Here is a 20,874-nt window from a genome sequence, read left to right as displayed (position 1 = left end):
GGATGCTGCGTCTGGTTCTGATCCTCACCCTGTTCCTCGCAGTCCCCGCGCGTGCGCAGCAGGAACAGATCGTCGCGGGGATGAGCCAGAACCGCGTCGCCATCGACGCGACCTTCGTCGGCTCGGAAATCCTCGTCTTCGGTGCGGTGAAGCGCGAACGGCCTGCGCCCGACAGTGAGCTCGGCGTCGTCGTCGTGATCGAAGGGCCGACACAGGCGATCACGGTCCGGCGCAAGGACAGGCGGTTCGGTATCTGGATCAACACCGACGAAGTGCGCGTCAGCAACGTGCCCTCGTTCTATGCCGTCGCCACCTCCGGCGTGTTCGACGATGTGGTGAATGAAGAGGCCAACGCGCGGCGCCTCGTCTCGATCGACGAGGCGATCTGGATACTCGACCGGCCCGACATCGCGGACGAACAGGCGTTCGTGGATGCCGTCATTCGCATCCGGGAAGAGGCCGACCTCTACACGCTGAAAGAAAGCTCCATCGACCTCAATCAGGAAACCCTGTTCTCGACCGCCGTGCAGCTTCCCTCCAACCTCGTCGAAGGGCTCTACACGGCGCGTATCTATCTGACCCGGAACGGCAATATCGTATCGGATCACATCTCATACGTGAGTGTGCAGAAGGTCGGGCTGGAACGCTGGCTCTACAACCTCGCCCACGACCAGCCGCTCTGGTACGGGTTGCTGTCGCTCGCCATCGCGATCATCGCGGGCTACGGCGCGTCGACGGCCTTCCGGATGTTCAGCCGGGGCTGAGGTCACTCGGCCGGATCGGCGGATACCATCCAGCGGATGCCGAACCTGTCGGAAAACGCGCCGAAGGCCGGGGCCCAGAACGTCGCCTCCAGCGGCATCCTGACTTCGCCACCGTCGGACAGCGCGTTGAACACGCGCGTCGCCTCGTCCACCGTCGGGAAGCTGACGTGGATATTGCACCCGGCCATGGCCGAGAAATCCGTGCCCGAAGGATCGTCGGAACCGTAGATCCAGCCGTCGCCGACCTTGAGCGCTGCATGCATCACCGTCTTGGGGTCGACGCCGGGCATCTGGTCGCCCATCTCCATGATTTCGGGATCGGCGCCGAACACCTCGCCATAGTACGTGAATGCCTCGCGGGCCGTGTTCGAGAAGAAAAGATAAGGAATCGGCTGCATCGGAAACTCCATCAAGACTGCCCGTAGACCCTAGCACGCGCCCCGTTGCGGGCGAGGGGTTTTGCACATAGAAGGCGCGGGACAATTCCGAAGGAGACGAGCATGGGCTTTCGCATGGGGATCGTAGGGCTGCCGAACGTCGGCAAGTCGACCCTGTTCAACGCACTGACGCGCACCGCCGCGGCGCAGGCGGCGAACTTCCCGTTCTGCACGATCGAACCCAACGTGGGCGAGGTCGCCGTGCCCGATGCGCGTCTCGACAAACTGGCCGAAATCGCCAAGTCGAAAGAGATCATCCCGACCCGGATGACCTTCGTCGACATCGCGGGCCTCGTGAAAGGCGCGTCCAAGGGCGAAGGGCTGGGCAACCAGTTCCTTGCCAACATTCGCGAGGTCGACGCTATCGCCCACGTTCTGCGCTGTTTCGAGGACGGGGATGTGACCCACGTCGAGGGCCGCGTGAACCCGGTCGAAGATGCCCAGACCATCGAGACCGAATTGATGCTGGCCGACATGGAGTCGATCGAGAAGCGGCTTCAGAACATCGTGCGCAAGGTGCGTGGCGGCGACAAGGAGGCGGTCCAGCAGGAACGCCTGATGAAAGCCGCGATGGAGGCCCTCGAAGCCGGTCAACCGGCGCGCACCGTCGAGGTGGATGCCGAAGATGCGAAGGCATGGAAGATGCTCCAGCTTCTGACCACCAAACCGATCCTCTACGTCTGCAACGTGGGCGAGGACGAGGCGGCCGAGGGCAACGAACATTCCGCAGCCGTCGCCGAGATGGCAGCGGAACAGGGGGCGGCGTCGGTCGTCATCTCGGCCAAGATCGAGGAAGAGATCAGTCAGCTCGACGCGGAAGAACAGGCCATGTTCCTCGACGAACTCGGGCTGGAACAGGCCGGTCTGGATCGCCTCATCAAGGCGGGCTACGACCTGTTGCATCTTCAGACCTACTTCACCGTCGGTCCGAAAGAGGCGCGCGCCTGGACGATCAAGGAGGGCACCGCCGCACCGCAGGCCGCGGGCGTCATTCACGGCGACTTCGAGCGCGGGTTCATCCGGGCCGAAACCATCGCCTATGACGACTATATCGCGCTGGGCGGCGAGAACGGCGCCAAGGACGCAGGCAAGATGCGGGCCGAAGGAAAGTCTTACGTCGTGAAGGACGGCGACGTCCTCCACTTCCTCTTCAACGCCTGACCCCGGCATCAGGCCGGGGTGCCCGTCATATCCCCAGAAGGCGCACGCTTGCGGCCACTTCGCCCATGACCCGGCTCAGGGCGGTCAGGGGCTTTTCGGACACGAAGACCACATCGTTCGGCCGAAGCTCGAACCGGGTCGCAAGGACGAGGTTCGCGGCGTTGTAGGCGTTGAGGTGCCAGGCCCGAATACCCTTGCCGTCGCCGGTGCCACGCAGCACGTAGACCTCTCCGATATTGCCCGACGCGTTCGGCACCCCTTCGCCTTCGCTGAACAGCGCGTCCGCAAGGCTCGCCTTGCGTTCGAAGGGCAGGGTGAAGCGGCTCTGCTGCCCGACTTCACCGGCGATATAGACATAGTCCCGCTCGACCGCGTCCAGCTGGATGCGTTGCGCATAGTTGGCGCGCGCTTCGTCCAGTTCGGCGCGACGAATACCGATCTCGGTGTTCAGTTGCGAAATGGCGTTGGCCCGCGCCTGCTGACGCAGCGAATTGACGGTGATCTGTTGCTGGAAGAACGCTTGCGCCCGGTCGAGCTCGTATTCCGTATCGACGTAGATGGAGTCGCCATCCGTGAGGATGAGGCGCTGAATGCTCGGCGTCTTGAGATAGGTTTCGAGCGGGATCTGATACATCGTCCCGTCCCGGTAAAGCCGGATCGACGCGTAATCGAGGTCCTCGGTGTCGATCCCGCCGGCGGCCGTCAAGGCCTCGGCCAGCCGCAGGGGCGATACGGTGATCGGCAGGATCGCGGCGGACTGAACCGCGCCCCCCACGGTCACCCGCTTGGAGTTGAACTCGGACACCTCAAGCGAGAAGTTGGGCACCATGTCCTGATCGACCATGGCGCTGAAAATTTCGCTTTCGGCCTCTTGCAGCGTCATGCCGCCAAGGTTGATCCGCCCGATATCCGGGATCGAGATCGAACCGTCATCCTGGATCGTGTAACCAAGGCGGCGGCTCTGCGCGGCGAGAAGCCCGGTCAACGCTTCGACGGTGTTGGCCGACTCCGGCGTGGCCAGCGTGATGATGTCGCCCGCGCCGAGCCGGTAAGGGCCGGGGTCGATCTGCGGCGGGATTCGCGTGCTCAGACCCGTGGGGCGCCGTTCCTCGGCGACCGGCGGTTCGGGCAGGGCGCCGAACCCCGTCGTCGAGCCCGCCGTGCCCGTGGTGCGCGCGAAGATCGCGGGAAGCGTGCGCGGCTGATAGGTGCTCGCGTTCGCCGCGGCGATGCTGTTCGCCGTCATCGCGACGATTTCGACCTCGCCGACCGCCGTCCGTTCGGCGACGATCACGGGCGTCCCGATCGCACCGCATCCGGCAAGGGCCAGAAACAGACCCGTCATTAGAATTGACCGCACGACTGCCCCCCAAGACAGGATTCTTTTCTCAGTAAGGTGATACCAGCCCTAGCGGTCCGATTGAAGCGACATACTAGGGATATCCACAGGAAACTCCCTGATAGGTCGCGACCACCGTTTCGGTGCGCCCATCCGGATAGGCGATGATTCCCGACAGCCGACCCGTGGCATAGGCCCCTGTATCCACGGAGATAATACCACCTGCGGCGCGTGCCTCGGGTATGATCGTGTGGCCATGCGCGATCCAGAGACCGTCCTCGCGCATTGTGTCGGGAAAGTCACGGTGCCCCCATTTCAATGCGTGTCCCGACTGATCTTCCAGCGGCTTGGTGGGGTCGGCGGCGGCATGAACGATTCCCAGGTTGCCCGACGTCGTCCAAAGCGGCATCGCGCGCAGCCAGTTCATCATGTCCGGCCCGAGGGCGTCGGCCAGTGCCGCTGCGGCCTCGGTCACCGCGTCTCCGGTCGATTGCTCCGACAATCCACCGATCCCGTAGCTCGCAAGGGTCTGAAGCCCCCCGAACCGCAGCCACCGCCGCCCATGCCCGTCGGGGTCGGTGATGAAGTCGAGCATGGCCTCTTCATGGTTGCCCTGTAGGCAGGTGAACCTGTCGGCATCATCGCGCGGGCGAAGGAGGTCGAGGACCCCGCGGCTCTGTTCCCCCCGGTCGATATAGTCGCCGACGCACACGACGCGCGCCACCTCGTCGCGCCCGTCGAGATGGTCGAGCATGTGGGACAGCAGCGTGTCGCAGCCGTGAACGTCACCGATGATGCAAAGGGTCTCGGACGGGGCCAGCGGCGCGGCGAATGCGGGCGCGGCGTCTTCCGTATTCAACCGACCAAGGAGCTTGCCCAGAAACCCGACCATGTGCGCACCCCTCGAAACCCGGACAGCCCGCGGCCCATGCGCAGCGAAAGCGCCTGCCGTCCCGGTGATCTAGCATCCCGCTCCGCGATTGCAAAGAACGCGGCCACCACGAGCGGCCAAGCGGCGTCGATGTCGGTGAAGGGCCAATGGGTCGGGGAGGAAGGTCCATGCGCTGGCAGGGACGGGAAGTGGCGGAGACGAAGTCCGCCGCGCTTCCTAAAGAAAACCATTAAGGCATTGAAAAAAAGGAAATTTATTTTTCGCGTCTATCCCAATTGTATAGCAAAATGTATAGCAACTTTCTCACTCTATTATAGCCGTCATACCCGTATCGGCAAGGTGTAGAGTGGGGGTCTCGCCACCCGACGAATTGACCAGCTGTTGCCCATGCGCTTGCCTCAGCACCACTGCGGCCGACGAAGTCACGAACAGCCCCGGCAAGTCCACAGACAAGCGTTGCTCCTTCGTGACCGTGAGCAATCGAACCCGCCGCGCTTTCATAGGCGCTGTGCTGCCCGCTCAGTGCGTCTGGGTCGGCGTAGGTATCCATGGGGCCGAAATTCACGACGTTACGTTCTACGTGTGCACAGAGAGCCTGTGCGGTGACATCCTTCGAGGCGTTGGTGCGATACCGGGTCCCCCCTAATCTCCGTTGACTCCCTCGTGGTCGGCAGGGGCGGACTGAAGGGCGGCGGCGTGCCACCTTGAAGGAGGGCTGGTTCGGACGGCGTGTTATTTAAGCTCCACAACACCTGTCGCTGCGGCGGACAGGTCGCTGAACTTCAGCGCAATCTGGTCATGGAGATGTTCGACGATCGCTTAGCATCGAGATGCAGCGTGAAGATACTTCGATTTCAAGCAGTTGATCTCGCTCTTTCTCTCATTTCGGCAATGGCGCGAAGCCAGTGGAAGCCGGTCCATCCTGCGATACCAAAAAACTTCGCGATGTCTTCGGCGATCTTCATTTGATCGGTTTGCTCTGAGAAGACGACGTCGATGCCGAGGCTCACGACCAAAGCAAGAATTCCGAGACAAAGGACCGAAAAATCGCGTGATCGGATGTCTCGGAAGAACGCTGCGACATAGGCGACACCGGCGAGGGCATAGGCCAACAGGATCGCTTTCTGCGGTATGCCGAGCTTCGGCAGGATACGCTCATGCAGCAAAAGAAGATCGTCTAGGCCAAGCGCGGCGGTCAGCAGCCCGGCTGAGGTCATGAAGGCAACGGTGCGCGACGGCGCCCCAGACGCACGCAACACGATGGCTGCGCAGGCGGCCGCGGTGGCGCCAACGATCCAATATATGACGCCGATGTTAGACATCACACCGAAGTAGGCGCTGCAGCATTCACCCGAGCTTTGCGCCGCGACGATAGGGTCCTGGAATGCCCATAACGGGTTCACCCAAGGCGGCACCAGCAAGGCGATGACCAGGATCGCGGGGGGCGCGAAGACGAAAAAGTTCTTCTTGATGGCTTGGTTCAATCCAGTCTCCTTGAGCGGTCCGATTGCGTCGGGGCTTTGGTAACCCAAGTGTCACGCAGCGCTGTCTGGTCTGCCACTTCCGAACAGCCTGAGCCGGTGCGGCAAAGCGCGGGAGAGCAAGATCAGCGCCGGCCTTGGGTCGGTGAGGCGAAAGGTAATGTGCGTTCGGGTCGTGACCGCGAGAAACAGGGTCTGCAGGACCTGAGCGAGGAAGGCTGAGGGACTGATTTCGCCGTCACGCAGCGCGATCGCCGCCCCGCGCAACGCGCCGGTAGTCCAGACATAACGCACCCCGTCATTGGCGACGATCAGGCGGTCGTCCAATACGCCACCAGAGGCAAGCGCGACCGCAATTCTGTCCAGTTCCAAGCCGCAGGCATCGGTGATGGTGTGGTTGCCCCCGATCCGCGCGTTGATTTCAAGAAAGCTCAGTTCGCCAGTGTGACGGTCGCGAAGAACCTGAATGCAGCCGACCCCGTGGTAATCCAGCTTGGCGATCAAAGTATCGCCGATGTCGCGCAGGCTCGGCTCAAGCGGGATGGTTACGCCGTCGGTGGCCAGTCCGGTCCTGTCCGGCAGATCGGTCTGACCGATCCGCACCGCCGCATAACGGATAGCGCGCCCGTGCTGTGCCGCGAAATAGAGGTTGAGGCGCGGACCGTCGACGTAGCTCTGAACGATCAGAGCGGCATGACCCGAGGGCCATTCCGTCAGTGCCGCGTCGAATGCAGCCCGATCTTCGAGGATCAGAACCTTGCGCGCGCCGATCCAGATCGTGCTGTCGGCGGGTTTCACGATAAGGGGGAAGCCGACGGTCCTGGCGGCGTCGCGAAGCTCCTCATAGGTGCCGACAGTCACGTTGCGCGCCACCGGCAGGCCCGCTTTGGTAACCAGGTCCAGCAGTCTACCCTTGTCCGCGCAGACCTCGGCCGCCGTTTGGTTCGGCATCACGTAAGTCCGGTCGTCGGGCAGGAGGTGTCTGTGGGCATAGAAGGCGCGGACGTAGGCTTCCGCCAAGGGGAACACGACCCGGATGTCTGGGCGGTCGGCCAGAAACAGCGCCAACGCACGATACTGCACGTCAGGGTCGATGCTCGCCGTATTCCGCCACTGCCCCTCGACAGCGCGAGACGAGCCCGCCGCCCCTGCATCGTCGTCAAGACTGGCCCAGATCCTGTGGCCCTGCGCAGCAAGCGAGCGGGCCACGGTTAGCGCCGGGCGGTAGTTGCCAAGAAGAAGAATCGTCGTAGGGTCGATCTTCGCAGTCATGCCCGCGCGCCTCTTTTGGACTGGCGCCAACGAGTCTTGCGCAAACCCAGAGCGGTCAGGTCTCCGGCAAGGCTGCCGAAACCGCTCAACGTGAGGGGATACAGGCGGACGGCGGCGATGGGTCGCGAATGATTGGACCAGCGACGTGTCCAGTCCGCATCTTTGCCGCACAACTCGAACCGGCTGACGCCACGCGCAACGCAGTCCTTAACAAGATCGAACATCAGAAGATCGCCGGGCGAAACCGAGCCGAAGCGTTCGTCATACCCGACCCTGAGCGACCAAAAGATGTTGTCGATTTCCACGCCGTAGTGAACCGCCGCCGGCGCCCCGCCGATCTCGAGAAATGCAAGACGCAGTATCCCCAGTTTGGCGGCGCGCTGTCCGTAGAGCCGAAAGAACTCGAGCTGGCGCGGCTGCTGGATGATCGCCGTGCCTGCCCTACGTTTCCAACTGTTAGCCTCGACCGCGAAGGCCAGATCCATGTCTTCGGTCGCAGTCTCAGGGCCGGGCGCTATCATTTGAAGACGCACCTTGCCAAAATTGGCTTCGGCTCTGCGGCGTTTGCGTGCAAGGGATTGGCGGCGCCTGCGACCGATAGCCATGGCCGGATCCGACCATTCGCCTTCCAGCGCGAGCGCGGGCAATCCCCGTTCATCGCGCGTGCGCAAGCCGATCATCGCGAAAGCTGGCTTCTGTTGGCGAAGTTGCGAAATCAGGCGGGTATCGGTGGGTAGATGGCCTAGATCGACCGGGACGCCGAGTCGCCACAACTTCCGAGCCAGATCCGCAAGCGCCTCGTCGCTCCGCGCAGGCAGGTCCGCCGGTTCGCCCAGATCAAGGGCTCCTAGAAGGCGCAAGGTCCCGGGACTGTCAGGTGGGGCATACAGCGCAACGCAAGCGGAGGGGTGTTTGGGGTCTCCGCTCACAAGCACCTGCGCGGGACGTTCACGTGCAAAAACCTCGGCCGCCGTGCGCATCCAGAGATGGCGCAGCATCGGCGGAGTGCCGGGCGCGTTGAGGCTGTCCCAGCTCTCCCTGGGAAAATTGGAAAAGGCGATAAGCTTCGGTGGCGTCTGCATGCTTCAGTATGATTGCCTGTATGAATCGCCTTACTATTGCCAACCCTGGTCGGCTTTGAATTTTAACGGCTTCTTTCCTTTTTGATACCCTGACGCGCGCCGTTCTTGGTGTTGGCTGGTGGTCAATCCCCCAACCAGCAGCACCTTTGTTGCCGGGCAATGCGGTTTTTGTATGCGGACAATCATCAAATTCTTGGGCACCCATGCCCGAAGCCGATTCGGGTAGTCGCGGGAGACAGGCAAGCGCCGGGCGCAAGCTCATGGCTTGGGAAGCACGAGGATGCGGCGCGTGAGGAACACGATCATCAGGCCGGACCATGCGAGGACGATTGCTCCGATCTTAAGTGCTAATCCGGTCGCGATGCCGCCACCATCGATCAAAGTCCCCGATGCAAGGATGACCGCCAACACTACGCCGGTCAGGGCGAGGCCGGGCGCGAACGCCTTTGCCATGTAAGCGACGGGCATCTCCAACGTGCGAGCGATCGCAACGAGTGATAGCGTCGCAACAAGAACCGAACTTGCAAGATGCGCAAAGGCTGCCGGTTCGGCCCCGAAACGGGCGAAAGCGAGCAGCAGGATAAGAAGTGTCCCCGCCCCCCAAAGACGGATCAGGAATTGCAGGCGACCGTTGCCCACCGTCATCATCACGGGTTCGAGCAGAGCGCCGCCGAACCCGATCGCGCGGGATACCGAAAGGATCGCCACGACGCCCGCCGCCGCCAGCCACGTTTCGTCCAGTATCGTGACGACAAGCGCCGGGGCTAGCATCGCGACGGCAGCATTCATCGGCCAAAGGATCGCGGCCCCCAGCGCCATGTTGTCGGCCCATGACGCCCGCATCGCTGCAAGACTTTCGCCGGATTTCTCAATGTCCGTGAAGCGCGACCAGCTCAGCATGGTCAGAGGCTGCAGCACGAGGTTGGACGCTGTGATCGCGATGCGAGCGCCACCGCGATATGCCCCGACCATGGCCGCTGGCGAGAAGGCCCCAAGGATAATGTCAGCCCCATAGTTGGTGAAAAGGTGAACCGTGGACGTTCCCCAAAGCGGTAGGGCCGTCCTGCGCGCCGTGCGCACCGTGTCGCGCCGGAACGCCAGACGTGGCAGCCTGCGCACCAGTGCCCCGGTCAAAACGACCCCGGCGAGCACAGCGGCATAGCGCGCCGCGATCAGAGCCTCGATCTGCCAGCCGCTTGTTAGCATGAGGATCGCCACAGCAAGCGCGGCGGTTTCAGCGACGAGAACATAGAGGCTCGCCGCACGCACCCGTTTGGCCCTCACCAACTGCGCCTCCCACCATGCCGCCGGTGCACTCAGCAATGGGATCGGCGCAAATGCAAGCAACGCGTAGCCCTGCGCCGTGGCAAAGCCGCCGGACAGGAGTCCAAAGGCGACCAGAACGATCGCGAACGCACACCCGACCGTCAACAACAGCCACAACAACGTGTCGCGTTCCCTTTCGAAATCCCGACTTCGCAGAAGCGCCTGGTAGAGGCCCGTGAACACGAATGTGTTGCCGATCACCGCCGCGGCCCACGCCAGTGCGTAGGTGCCAAACACTTCGAGATCTAGATATCGCGACGCGACTGCGACCGATACAAAAGCGATCACCTGCCCGAAGATGCGTGAGGCGACACCGACGACGTAGGGCTCCCCCAACTTCGCAAACATCGCGCGCGCCATCGCATCCTATCCATTGTCCCACGTCGCCGGCGCTCACTCTCGGTCATTTCAAAATGATTGTCACTGTCAGGACTTTGCTCTGACAATCTGGCCAGGTGGCTCCGCTCTGCCGACCGAAAATTGGCCCTTGAGCTGTTTCGCATATCCGACGAAAAAACGCCTGTCCGCGTGTGAAACCGTGAATCACCGCGGCCGGCGTGATAGCGAGCAGCTCCACTGAGTGGGCAGATGAACCCTAGAGCGCCTTCATCACCCCGTTCCCACGAGCTCGCGTCGCCTCAGGGGTGCTGTGCTGCCCGCTGTGTGCGTCCACATGTTTCAGGCGTGACACGGCGCCAAGCCCACCTAGGTGCGTCCTGAGCCTGCGCGGGGCGCCTCTGCGGTAGCATATCGCCGAGGTGCAAGGTCGGAGTTGGTTTGCTGTTTCTAACCTTCGCTTCTTCGCTATCGGCAACGGCGGACTGGATGGCAGGGCGCAAGACGTTGATGAAAGTGTTCGTTCGGTCGGTCAGCCATACAAGCGCTTCGACACGTATCGCCGCGTCGGACAGGTCGCCGAAGTAGCGTTAATTGATCGGAGATCCGAAAGCTTTCGTTTTACTAGGCGCAGCGGTGCCGCCGACGTCAGGAGCCTTCTCTACAGTATGAAAGTAATCCGATGTGGCGTGTCGATCCAGCCATTCCTGGCCCAGGCCAACAGTGCGTAGTCGACAAACAAGTCGCCCCGCTTTGTCAAAAAGATGATGCAGGTCGCTGCCGTCTGTCGCAATTTCGACAAACGGCAGCCCATCTCCTCCAGCGCGCGTCCTTGGTCTCGGCATACACTCGACTGATATAGACGGTCACCGTGACGCACACGCTGTTGCGGTTACAACAGAACCAGCCGCGATCACCGTCGAAGCCAGCGAGGATTTCGCCCTCCGCTTCGTTGGTGCCGCGACATTTCTCGTGGATGAAGGAATTGCCGTCACCGTGGAAGTCGAAAATCACGAGGCATTCGGGTCTCGTTGCCGGGCACAACGCCACCACCCTTCGTAGCCAGCTTTGAGGCTGCTCTCGATCTCAAGGACCATGATCGCCTTGGTCTGTGCAACATCGGTAGCCGAAAGCGACGCACCCTCCGGTCTTGAAAGTTCGACGTTAAGACCTTGGGTTTCGAAGGTGGGCGCGGGCCCTACAAGCTCGACAAGATCTTCGCTGATCTTGATGAGAGCCGTGTCGCCGTTGGTCGCCAGAACCGGCTGGCCTTCCGTGGTGTAGGAAAAGGTGCACCTAGCCCCGTTCTCATACGCCTTCGCAATGTCGCCCGGCGTCAGCGGTTCGGCATCTAAACGTGACAGAACCGGGGTCGACAACGCGGTTTCCAGATCGACTATCTCGGCCTCGCGCTTGGGCGCCGCTTCGGGCTGGTCGCCGTTCTGGGCGATGTCGGAGATCAGATACCGCATCTCGGCGATTTCCTTGTTCTGGGCCTCGGCGATCCCACCTGCCAGCTCTTGCACACGGGGGTCGGACAGGTTCGACCGGTTCGACGTCATGATCGCGATGGAGTGGTGCGGGATCATCGCGCGCATGTAGGAGACATCACCCACCGTCGCCTGACTGCGCACGAGCCAGAGCGAACTCGCGAAGACCACGATGGAGCCGACAAAAATCGACGCGTTGATCGCCTTGCTTGCATACATCGACAACATGAAGGCCAGCATCACGAAGGCCATCGTCGCGCCCATCAGCACCGCCATGTAGGCGCGCGTTTCCGAGAAGAACACGTGTCCGAGAAGGTAGGTGTTCAGATACATCAGGCCGAACATGATCAGGGTGGACGTGGCGATCATCGCGGCAAAACGCCAATAGGACATGGTGCAGTCTCCTCTTCGTTATAGTGGGACAACAACCTTCCAGCGCTGGAATGTTCCAAGCGGCGGGATGTCTGTCCGGGACTAATGGGCCAAGCTACCCCTGGCGAGGGCGAGGTGATGGGCCTGATGGTGCGCCCCCAGAGACATGATCCCGATGAAGCCCAGTGCGTTCAGTAGCTCGGGATTTCCGGCGGCCGTCAGGCGCGCGCCATTGGGGACCGAAGCCGCGGTGAGCGAGATCCCGGCCTGTCCCGACATGGTCCGCGCATGAGCGATGACCATCCTCTCGATGGAGGCGGCGATCTCGGGCTCGTCCGCTGTGGCGGTGAAGGTCACACCGTCGCCCGTCACCTCACGAACGACACGGGCGCGCAGCGCCACGTTGTCCATGTCGATCAGGTGCTGGCGCAGGGCCTCGACGTCGACAGTGGACCAGTCGGTGTCCGGGTCGGCCATGAGGAGCGTGACGATCTCCTGTATCGCCGCGAAGGCGCTCTGACCTGATTCGCTTGAGCTAGCGGATACGACCGACATGTCGTGCATGTGGTCTGATTGGTGCGTCTGGGACTGAGCCGGCGAGACGCTCACCAAGGTTGCGGCGAAGGCCAAGGGGACGATGCATTTCATGGGTTGGTTCTCCTTTTGGGTGCAAGACCATTGCGACAGAAGGCTCAGCGTTCATATGATAGACATCATGTTTGACGTTCTTTCACGGCTCTTTGATGACGCAACTCGCGATGTGCTGGGACCGGGTGAGCCGCTGTTTCGGAAAGGTGACCAGGTGGTCGCGCTCTATCGCGTGACGCAGGCCGCGGTCCGGCTCGTCCGCGTGACGCTCGAGGGCACGGCGCTGACGCTGCAGACCGCCAAGGCTGGTGACGTGCTGGCCGAGGCGTCGCTATATTCGGCGGCTTATCACTGTGATGCGGTTGCGGGGCCGGAGGGGGCGGAAGTCCTGCGGATCGGTGCGAATGTGGCACGGGATCGGCTACGCGCTGATCCCGACCTAGCTGAACATTGGGCCGCGCGTCTTGCATCGGCCGCACAGACCGCGCGGATGCGCGCCGAGATTCGGACGATCCGGACGGTTGCCGGGCGACTGGACGCGTGGCTGTCGACCGGCAACGAGCTCCCGCCCAAGGGGCAGTATCAGGATTTGGCGTCCGAGATCGGCACCACCCGAGAGGCACTCTATCGAGAACTCGCGCGGCGGCGTTAGAGTATTGACAGGACCAGTTTGGTCACTCGCACTTCCAGCAGAAGTGGATGGATGGCGAGTTTGCGTTGCAATAAACGAGAGACTAGGGCTAGCAATACTCATGCCCCATGTAAGCAGGCCCCATTTGACGCCGCTGGTAGCGATCGTCTTCGGCATCGGATTGTTCGCCGCTTGGCTCCTGTGGGGCTCGCCCGACGTCGCGAACGACCTCAACCGTGAGACGCTCGAACGCCTTGTCGAGAACGCAGGCGCGGCTGGCCCGGTAGTCATAGTGGGCCTGATGATCTTGGCCGTGGTCGCCAGCCCGCTTCCCAGCGCCCCGATCGCTTTGGCGGCTGGCGCGGCCTATGGGCACACCTGGGGCACGCCTTGGGTCATCCTCGGCGCGGAAACGGGCGCGGTCTGCGCCTTCGTTCTAGCTCGAGCCCTGGGGCGCGAGGCAATAGAGCGCAGACTTGGCAAGAGGATTGAGCGGGGCTTCCTCGGTTCGCAAAACGCCCTGACCTTGGTCGTTTTCGCCAGCCGGTTGATGCCCTTCATCTCCTCCGACCTTGTCAGCTACGTCGCCGGCCTCAGCACGATCCGGCCTTGGCGCTTTGCGCTCGCGACGCTGGCCGGGATCGCGCCGGCGAGTTTTCTGCTCGCCCACCTGGGAACCCAAGCCGCGCAGGGCGGGCTTGGCACCGTTGACTGGGCACTTGCGCTCGGGCTTGGTGCCGCCACTGGAGCGCCCCTCATCTGGGCTGCGTTACGCGGAGACCGCAAAGCGGAAGAAGACCTATGACTGACTACGAACAGGGATCGATCACTCTTGCAGGCGCGATCGCGATGGGCACGGGGGTCATGATCGGCGCAGGTATTTTCGCGCTGACGGGGCAGATCGCGGAACTTGCCGGTCCTCTGTTTCCACTATCCTTCATCGCTGGGGCGATCGTGACCGGGTTCAGTGCCTATACCTACATCAAGATGTCGAACGCCTATCCCTCGGCGGGCGGCATCGGGATGATCCTGCACAAAGCATATGGCCCGAAGACCGTGGCGGCAGGAGCAGCGCTCCTGATGGCGCTGTCGATGGTGATAAATGAAAGTCTCGTCGCCCGAACCTTCGGAACCTACCTGTTACGCGGCCTTGGTATGGAGCCTTCGACACCCCTGGTGCCGATCCTTGGCGTCGCGCTGATCGTGTTCGCCTACCTCGTGAACGTCGCGGGGAACAGATCCGTGGGGCTGGTCTCGATTCTCATGGCCGTCCTGAAGGTCTTCGGCATCGCAGTTTTCGGAGGTGCGGCGCTCTGGGCGAGCGGGTTTTCCTTCGAGGCGACGGCGAGCGACCTCGAGACCGGGGCGACCGGATTTGTGGGATCGCTCGCACTCTCGATTCTCGCATTCAAGGGATTCACGACCATTACGAACAGCGGCGCGGAAATCACGCGTCCACATCGCAACGTGGGCCGTGCGATCACGATTTCCATCCTCATCTGCGCTGCGGTTTACCTGCTCGTCGCCTTCGGAGTGGGCTCCAGCCTGCCGCTCGACCAGATCGTGGCCGCGAAGGACTCGGCGCTCGCGGAAGCGGCGCGGCCGGCGCTCGGTCAGACCGGCTTCTACCTCACCGTTGCACTGGCGCTGGTGGCGACCGCGTCCGGCCTGATCGCGTCCATCTTCGCGGTGTCGCGCATGCTGGCGATGCTGACGGACATGAAGATGATCCCACACAGCCATTTCGGCATGCCCGGGACGATAAAGGATCACACGCTGGTTTATACCGTTGTCATTGCCGGGCTTTTGACGCTGTTCTTTGACCTGTCGCGGATCGCATCGCTCGGCGCGTTCTTCTATCTGGTCATGGACATACTGATCCACTGGGGTGTGTGGCGCAATCTGCGTCAGGACGTCGGCGTTCGGGGAGGGGTTCTTCTCACTGCCATCGCACTCGATGCCGCCGTTCTCGTCACCTTCGGCGCGATGAAGCTGCAAAGCGATCCGACGATCGTGCTGGTCGGAATCGTGGGTATGGCCGCAGTGTTCGGCTTCGAACATGTGTTCCTGAAGCGCGTCGCCGACACGCACGACGAGCACCGCCACCCGCACTGAGGCGGGCGATGGCGCCGTGTCTCAGTCGTCGTTCATGATCGGGCCGTCATCGATCATGGAACCCGGACTACCATCTTCGGACCAGTAGCGGCGCATGCGCTCAAACATCCTGGCAGGCTCCTGCATTTCATCCACGGTGACCTCGCCATCGCCGTCTGAGTCGAGATCCTGGAACATGGCGACCATGTGCTCGCGCATTACGCTGGCGTAAAGCGCCTCGAACCCGTCGAGCCAAAGGGTGCCGTTTCCGTGGGCATCGAACTTGACCTGAAGGTCTCCCATGCCTTGCTCCATCTCCTCGAAGGTCACGCGGCCATCACCGTTGGAGGCGAAAGCTTCGTTCCCCGTCAACCCCTGCGTGCAGTCATCACGCCGGGTTCGACGACGGAGCCAACCATTATGCCGAATCTGGGTCTGATCTTCGCCCACTGTCCAAGTCATAGTGGTTGCGCCGCCCGCCATGCCATTGACCCGAAACAATTTTGGCCCGGTGTGATGCCACAGCTCTTGTGCAAGCTCCGAGCCAAGTGGCGAACAAACCGTTGCCAAAGTTACAGCATCATAAGAAAAATTTTTTTGCGCCATCCCCTCGGGCCATCGGGGCTGCCCCGTTGCAGGAGCGGATTCTCGCGCGCATCCGTTTTCGACCTTTGACCGCTCCTGCAGGATGGTTTAGCCGTTCAACCTCAAGGAAGATAAATCTGCTGCCCGTCGTTCCCGTGCGACCTGAAACGGCAGAATGGTATCTAGGGCAGGTAGTAGCAGTGCCGATGACGGGCATCATTGACAGTGCAAATCGAACAAGATGCATGAATATGGTAAGCAACCACACACCGGCCGACGCTGGAACAGAGCTAAGAGTGCAGGGCACCGATCAAAAAGTTAGCAATTTCGTGAGCCTCTTCCGACATTACCTTGTCGCATTTCTCTGCCTACTGACGTCGCTGTCACCTGTCGTGCCGGTCTCGGCTGCCAACCTCCTTTCTGACCACCGCGCAGCCGAGACGCAACAAGTGGGCCATCATCGCACCGTTCAGAAAGCGTCTGACGAAGTCCATTGTCATCCGAGCATCGACTGTCACGTGCAAGTCTGGTTCTTTGAAACGTCGGGTCCCGCTGAGGTCCGACCCCACACGCATTCGCGCAGGACCTTCCGCAATTCGCGGCTCACGGCCGCCGATTTTATCTCCGACCCACCTGTTCCTCGTGCAGGGATTTGACGCGAACGGGTGACAAGCCCGTCTCAATATCAGTGCACAAAAGGAGATATCAAATGCACGTCAAAACTTTCGGCGCCGTCTGCGCCATCGCAATTTTGCCCGGCTTTGTGCTGGCGAGCCCTGGACACGGCACCGACGTCGGCTTCGGCGAGGCCGGCCGCCCCGGCAACGTGAACCGCACCATCGAGGTGGCAATGAAAGAAATGAAATTTGACCCTAAGACAATCGTAGTCGAGCCAGGCGAAACCGTGCGCTTCGTTGTCACCAACACTGGGCAATTCATTCATGAATTCAACATCGGGACGGATTCGACCTGGGACGGCCACCGCGCCGAAATGAATGCCATGATGCGCAAAGGTATGATCACCGCTAGAGAGATACGGCACGCGCGCATGGAAGAGGCAGGGATGATGCATGACGATCCGAACAGCGTGCTCCTCGCCCCCAATCAGACGGCAGAAGTGATCTGGACCTTCCCCGAAGAAGGCGAGGTCGGGTTCGCTTGCAACGTTCCGGGACACCGCGAGGCGGGCATGAAAGGCACGTTCAGTTTATTGCGAGAAGCTACCATGAATTGACCACTTTTCAGCACATTGTCCGCGCCGGTGGATCGTTCCAGCGGCGCGGCTGCTATCCGCATGAGATTGGTATCGGCTTTTGTTGAAAATGTCGGAGGCTTGGGTCGAGTATATGCCCACTAAAGGTGGCCAAGCCTAGACCGCCTGCGCCAGACGCGCTCCACTTCGCACGCACGTCAGCGCCTTTGCACGCTGCGCAGCTTGTTGACCGATTCCCGCTACGCGTAGTCTGTGCAACCAGACCCGCTCGTTTGCAACCTCCCCCCTTCCTTGTCAGTTCTCGCAAAATATTTCTAACGACGGCGCTTATCGCTGTCTGGGAGCGAGCGGTGCGCCAAGGGTCTGCACTGCCATTGGCGGATCGGACTACGACGAAGAGTCTTTTTGCGACCGAGGTCGTAGCCACCCGTTAGGCGACTTGCTGGGAGATCCTGCGGTGGCGTTAGAGCTTGGCCAGCCGAAGGCGGAGCGCATTGCCGATCACCGACACGGAGGACAGGCTCATCGCCGCCGCCGCCACGACGGGCGACAGGAGCACGCCGAAGATCGGGAACAGCACACCCGCCGCGAGCGGCACGCCGCCGGAGTTGTAGACGAAGGCAAAGAACAGGTTCTGCTTGATGTTGCGCATCGTCGCCTCGGCCAGTCGGCGCGCGCGCACGATGCCGCCCAGATCGCCTTTGACGAGCGTGATACCGGCGCTCTCAACGGCGACGTCCGCGCCCGTTCCCATAGCGATACCCACGTCGGCCGCGGCAAGGGCCGGGGCATCGTTGACGCCGTCGCCCGCCATCGCGACCGAGAGGCCCTCGCCGCGCAGCTTCTCGACCAGAGCCTGCTTGTCTTCGGGGCTGACGCCTGCGTGGACCTCGTCGATGTTGAGGTCGCGCGCGACCGCCTGTGCCGTGGCCTCGGCATCGCCCGTCGCCATGATGATCCGCAGGCCAGCGTCGTGCAGCGCGCGGATCGCGTCGGGTGTGCTGTCCTTGATCCGGTCCGCCACCGCGATGACGCCAGCAGGCGCGCCGTCGATAGCGACGAACATCGCGGTCTTGCCGTCGGATTGCAGGGCTCTCACACGGTCATCGAGCGAACCCGTGTCTATGCCGGCGTCCACGAGCAGGGCTGCGTTGCCCAGATGCACCTCTGATCCGTCGACACGGCCTTTCACGCCCTTCCCGGTGACAGCCTCAAAGTCCTTGGCGTCGAGCATGGGCACGCCGGCCACCTTCGCGCCCGTGACGATAGCCTCGGCCAACGGGTGCTCGGAACCGCGTTCCAACGCCGCGGCGAAGGACAGGAGGCGGTCTCGCGTCACCTCGCCCACAGGCTCGACATCGGTCAGGGCCGGCTTGCCCTCGGTCAGCGTGCCGGTCTTGTCGACGATCAGCGCATCTACTCTTGAGAACCGCTCCAGCGCCTCGGCATCTCGGATCAGGACACCCGCCTGCGCACCGCGACCGGTGGCCACCATGATCGACATAGGCGTGGCGAGGCCAAGCGCACAGGGACAGGCGATGATGAGGACCGAGACGGCCGCGACGAAGGCGTAGGACAGTCGCGGCTCTGGGCCCAAAACCATCCAGGCGATGAACGCCGCGATCGCGACGGCAACCACGGTGGGCACGAAGAACAGCGACACCCGGTCGGCGAGCCCCTGAATTGGCGCGCGGGAGCGTTGGGCATTGGCCACCATATCCACGATCCGGCTGAGTGTCGTATCCGCCCCCACGCTTTCGGCGCGCATCAGAACCGAGCCAGATTTGTTCAACGTGCCGCCGGTCAGGTCGTCGCCTTCGGTTTTTTCGACCGGGACGGGTTCCCCCGTGATCATGCTTTCGTCGACGGAGGTGCGGCCCTCGGTCACGATGCCGTCGACGGGCACGCTTTCACCGGGGCGCACGCGGAGAATGTCGCCGGTCTGGACCGCGTCCAGTTCCACATCCTCTTCGCCGTCATCGGTCACACGCCGCGCGGTCTTTGGCGCGAGGTCCATCAGCGCGCGGATCGCATCGCCGGTCCGATCCCGAGCCGCAAGTTCGAGCACCTGCCCGATCAGAACGAGGACGAGGATGACCGCCGCCGCTTCGAAGTAGACCGGGGCCATGCCCATGTCGCCGCGCACAGCGTCGGGAAACAGACCGGGGGCGATCAGGGCGACGATGGAAAAGAGATACGCCGCCCCGGTGCCGAGCGCGATCAGGGTCCACATGTTCGGGCTGGCGTTCACGATCGACGACCAGCCGCGTTTGAAGAACGGGTAGCAGATCAGCACCACCGGCGTGGCGAACGCGAATTGCAGCCAGCCGAACGCCGTATGGCCGATCCAGCCCGCAAACGGCAAACCCAGGTGGCTGCCCATCTCGAGCACGAACACGGCTAGCGCCAGCGGACCCGTGATCCACAGGCGCCGTCTGAAGTCGACGAGTTCGGGGTTCGGCCCGGTGTCCGCCGAGGGCGTCACGGGTTCCAGCGCCATACCGCATTTCGGGCAGTCGCCGGGGGCGTCGCGGATGATTTCCGGGTGCATGGGACAGGTGTATTGGGTGCCCTTGGGCATCTCAGCCTGCTGCGGTCGGTCGCCGAGGTAAGTGTTCGGGTCGGCCCCGAACTTCGACTGGCATCGCTCGGAGCAGAAGTAGTGCTTCTGCCCCTCGTGCTTCACCATGTGCTCGGCACTGGCGCGCGCGACATCCATGCCGCAGACCGGGTCTTTCGCGGTGATATAGGCGTCAGGTTCGGCGCGGAATTTGTCCCGGCAGTTGTCCGAGCAGAAGTGATAGGTGTGGCCTTCGTGGTTGACGGTCGGTTTGCCCGCAGCCGGGTCGACAAGCATGCCGCAGACCGGGTCGCGCGTGGTGCTCGGGGCATCGGTGTCATGGTGGTGCGTGTCGTGGTCTTGCGGCATGTCGGGCTCCGGCGTTCGATTACACATCTAAGATGGGGCTTCCAGTTACTGGAGGGTCAAGGGCGAAATTCAGACCGCCCCGCCGGGCGCCGTTTCTGCCTTGGGGCCGGCGTTTGGGATTCAGCAGAGAGGGACGCAGAAAAGGAGAACGGTTACGAGATCGTGGCTTGTCAGTTCTCAAGCGCCAGTGGATTATGCGCGCACAATGAGACGCTCCTTTATCGCATTGATGTTGGCCCTGACCCTGCCTTTTGTCGTGATCGCACCGGTCACATCGTCGGCTATGTCAGGTGATATGCTTTGTGAACAGAGGATGGCATTCACTGCGACCGAAACCACGAACGGCGGTGAAGACGTTCACGCGGCTCATGGCGTTGGAACTATGGACCACGCCGGGCATGCCGAGCCCACCGGACATTCCGAACTGACAGAGGCGACCACGCCCTTTTGCTGCGAAGACGCGTGTATCGCGGAGGTTTCGGTCTTGAACATGCACGCCGCACAGATCCGGACAACCTCGGTCATTCCGCGCAGTTGGTCTTTCGCCGGGCTGAACGAGCTATCGCAACCGACCGGATTGCGGCGACCGCCGAAGGCCTGATCGCGCTTTCGCAGGGCGGACTGCTCCGCCTGACGTGTCGATCCTTTCCGGAGACTAATCATGAGACTGTTCCTGGCGGCCGCCGTGCCGCTCGTGCTCGCTGGCTGTGAAAAGCCGTTCGAGCCACCCCTCGCCGCGCCGTTGATCCGTGCCGCCGATCCAGCCACCGCCGTTTTGATGCCGTTCGGGCCGACCGTTGTGCATACGTCGCGCCCCATCACCGCACCTGAAGACTGGCGTCGCCTCAATGACGCCCAAGCACCGGGGTCCGCATCATGAGA

The 20,874-nt window shown here is 62.3% G+C and carries 20 protein-coding genes; 8 read left to right on the top strand and 12 right to left on the bottom strand.

The genetic code is table 11. The annotated features are described in order from the left end of the window. Positions 1-2: 2 nt before the first annotated feature. Positions 3-764: a TIGR02186 family protein gene (locus RB2654_RS09810; RefSeq protein WP_008330958.1), complete on the top strand. Its 762-nt coding sequence runs from the start codon at positions 3-5 to the stop codon at positions 762-764. A 2-nt stretch (positions 765-766) separates the two neighbouring features. Here the strand turns inward: RB2654_RS09810 and RB2654_RS09805 are convergent, their stop codons facing one another. Continuing rightward, the gene (locus RB2654_RS09805; RefSeq protein WP_008330956.1) at positions 767-1,162 is read right to left on the bottom strand and encodes a VOC family protein; all 396 of its coding nucleotides are present in this window, start codon (positions 1,160-1,162) and stop codon (positions 767-769) included. A 102-nt stretch (positions 1,163-1,264) separates the two neighbouring features. Between RB2654_RS09805 and ychF the strand changes: the two genes are divergently transcribed. Next, positions 1,265-2,362, top strand: a complete 1,098-nt coding sequence (ychF, locus tag RB2654_RS09800; protein WP_008330948.1) for a redox-regulated ATPase YchF — start codon at positions 1,265-1,267, stop codon at positions 2,360-2,362. A gap of 25 nt (positions 2,363-2,387) precedes the next feature. Here ychF and RB2654_RS09795 read toward each other — a convergent pair whose 3' ends face one another. From RB2654_RS09795 to RB2654_RS09760, 9 genes are all read right to left on the bottom strand, one after another. Continuing rightward, positions 2,388-3,707, bottom strand: a complete 1,320-nt coding sequence (locus RB2654_RS09795) for a polysaccharide biosynthesis/export family protein (RefSeq protein WP_008330940.1) — start codon at positions 3,705-3,707, stop codon at positions 2,388-2,390. An 88-nt stretch (positions 3,708-3,795) separates the two neighbouring features. Further along, positions 3,796-4,593 (bottom strand): metallophosphoesterase, encoded by a 798-nt coding sequence (locus tag RB2654_RS09790; RefSeq protein ID WP_008330938.1) that lies wholly within the window; start codon positions 4,591-4,593, stop codon positions 3,796-3,798. An 854-nt stretch (positions 4,594-5,447) separates the two neighbouring features. Further along, positions 5,448-6,077 carry a DUF8692 domain-containing protein gene (locus tag RB2654_RS09785; protein ID WP_040884675.1) on the bottom strand — a complete coding sequence of 210 codons (630 nt, stop codon included), beginning with the start codon at positions 6,075-6,077 and terminating at the stop codon, positions 5,448-5,450. Between the two features lie 51 nt (positions 6,078-6,128). Further along, positions 6,129-7,346 (bottom strand): ATP-binding protein, encoded by a 1,218-nt coding sequence (locus tag RB2654_RS09780; RefSeq protein ID WP_008330934.1) that lies wholly within the window; start codon positions 7,344-7,346, stop codon positions 6,129-6,131. After that, the gene (locus RB2654_RS09775; RefSeq protein ID WP_040884673.1) at positions 7,343-8,428 is read right to left on the bottom strand and encodes a GNAT family N-acetyltransferase; all 1,086 of its coding nucleotides are present in this window, start codon (positions 8,426-8,428) and stop codon (positions 7,343-7,345) included. Before RB2654_RS09775 ends, RB2654_RS09780 begins: the two co-directional genes overlap by 4 nt. A 258-nt stretch (positions 8,429-8,686) precedes the next feature. Then, positions 8,687-10,102, bottom strand: a complete 1,416-nt coding sequence (locus tag RB2654_RS09770) for an oligosaccharide flippase family protein (protein WP_148912458.1) — start codon at positions 10,100-10,102, stop codon at positions 8,687-8,689. A 744-nt stretch (positions 10,103-10,846) separates the two neighbouring features. Continuing rightward, positions 10,847-11,104, bottom strand: a complete 258-nt coding sequence (locus RB2654_RS23385) for a hypothetical protein (RefSeq protein ID WP_148912459.1) — start codon at positions 11,102-11,104, stop codon at positions 10,847-10,849. Continuing rightward, positions 11,101-11,973 (bottom strand): DUF305 domain-containing protein, encoded by an 873-nt coding sequence (locus RB2654_RS09765; protein ID WP_008330929.1) that lies wholly within the window; start codon positions 11,971-11,973, stop codon positions 11,101-11,103. The genes RB2654_RS23385 and RB2654_RS09765 overlap by 4 nt, the downstream gene beginning before the upstream one ends. Positions 11,974-12,054: 81 nt before the next feature. Continuing rightward, complete coding sequence (locus RB2654_RS09760; RefSeq protein WP_008330927.1) at positions 12,055-12,600, bottom strand: hypothetical protein; 546 nt, start codon at positions 12,598-12,600, stop codon at positions 12,055-12,057. 55 nt (positions 12,601-12,655) lie between these two features. Here RB2654_RS09760 and RB2654_RS09755 point away from each other — a divergent pair, with 55 nt between their 5' ends. The 3 genes from RB2654_RS09755 to RB2654_RS09745 all read left to right on the top strand — a co-directional run bounded on the left by RB2654_RS09755 (position 12,656) and on the right by RB2654_RS09745 (position 15,286). Continuing rightward, complete coding sequence (locus tag RB2654_RS09755) at positions 12,656-13,192, top strand: Crp/Fnr family transcriptional regulator (protein ID WP_008330924.1); 537 nt, start codon at positions 12,656-12,658, stop codon at positions 13,190-13,192. Between the two features lie 100 nt (positions 13,193-13,292). Continuing rightward, on the top strand, positions 13,293-13,976 hold the full coding sequence (locus RB2654_RS09750; RefSeq protein ID WP_008330923.1) for a TVP38/TMEM64 family protein: 684 nt from the start codon (positions 13,293-13,295) through the stop codon (positions 13,974-13,976). Further along, positions 13,973-15,286: an APC family permease gene (locus RB2654_RS09745; RefSeq protein WP_008330921.1), complete on the top strand. Its 1,314-nt coding sequence runs from the start codon at positions 13,973-13,975 to the stop codon at positions 15,284-15,286. The genes RB2654_RS09750 and RB2654_RS09745 overlap by 4 nt, the downstream gene beginning before the upstream one ends. Positions 15,287-15,307: 21 nt before the next feature. Here RB2654_RS09745 and RB2654_RS23875 read toward each other — a convergent pair whose 3' ends face one another. Beyond that, positions 15,308-15,871, bottom strand: coding sequence for an EF-hand domain-containing protein (locus tag RB2654_RS23875; protein WP_083783372.1), 564 nt, complete (start codon positions 15,869-15,871; stop codon positions 15,308-15,310). Positions 15,872-16,559: 688 nt separating this feature from the next. Between RB2654_RS23875 and RB2654_RS09730 the strand changes: the two genes are divergently transcribed. After that, entirely contained in the window at positions 16,560-17,084 is a 525-nt protein-coding gene (locus tag RB2654_RS09730) for a cupredoxin domain-containing protein (RefSeq protein ID WP_008330913.1), read from the top strand. Between the two features lie 442 nt (positions 17,085-17,526). Here the strand turns inward: RB2654_RS09730 and RB2654_RS09725 are convergent, their stop codons facing one another. Further along, a complete protein-coding gene (locus tag RB2654_RS09725; protein WP_008330911.1) occupies positions 17,527-19,992 on the bottom strand; it encodes a heavy metal translocating P-type ATPase in 2,466 nt (821 codons plus the stop codon). 229 nt (positions 19,993-20,221) lie between these two features. On the opposite strand from RB2654_RS09725, the gene RB2654_RS09720 reads away from it, so the two are divergent. Continuing rightward, the gene (locus RB2654_RS09720; protein WP_040884671.1) at positions 20,222-20,593 is read left to right on the top strand and encodes a hypothetical protein; all 372 of its coding nucleotides are present in this window, start codon (positions 20,222-20,224) and stop codon (positions 20,591-20,593) included. A 60-nt stretch (positions 20,594-20,653) separates the two neighbouring features. Further along, on the top strand, positions 20,654-20,872 hold the full coding sequence (locus RB2654_RS23375) for a hypothetical protein (protein ID WP_148912460.1): 219 nt from the start codon (positions 20,654-20,656) through the stop codon (positions 20,870-20,872). Positions 20,873-20,874: the final 2 nt, after the last annotated feature.

The sequence above is a fragment of the Maritimibacter alkaliphilus HTCC2654 genome (assembly GCF_000152805.1).
Classification (GTDB): Bacteria; Pseudomonadota; Alphaproteobacteria; order Rhodobacterales; family Rhodobacteraceae; genus Maritimibacter; species Maritimibacter alkaliphilus.
Note: the sequence above shows the minus strand (reverse complement) of the source record. Positions and strands in the feature narration are given on the sequence as shown.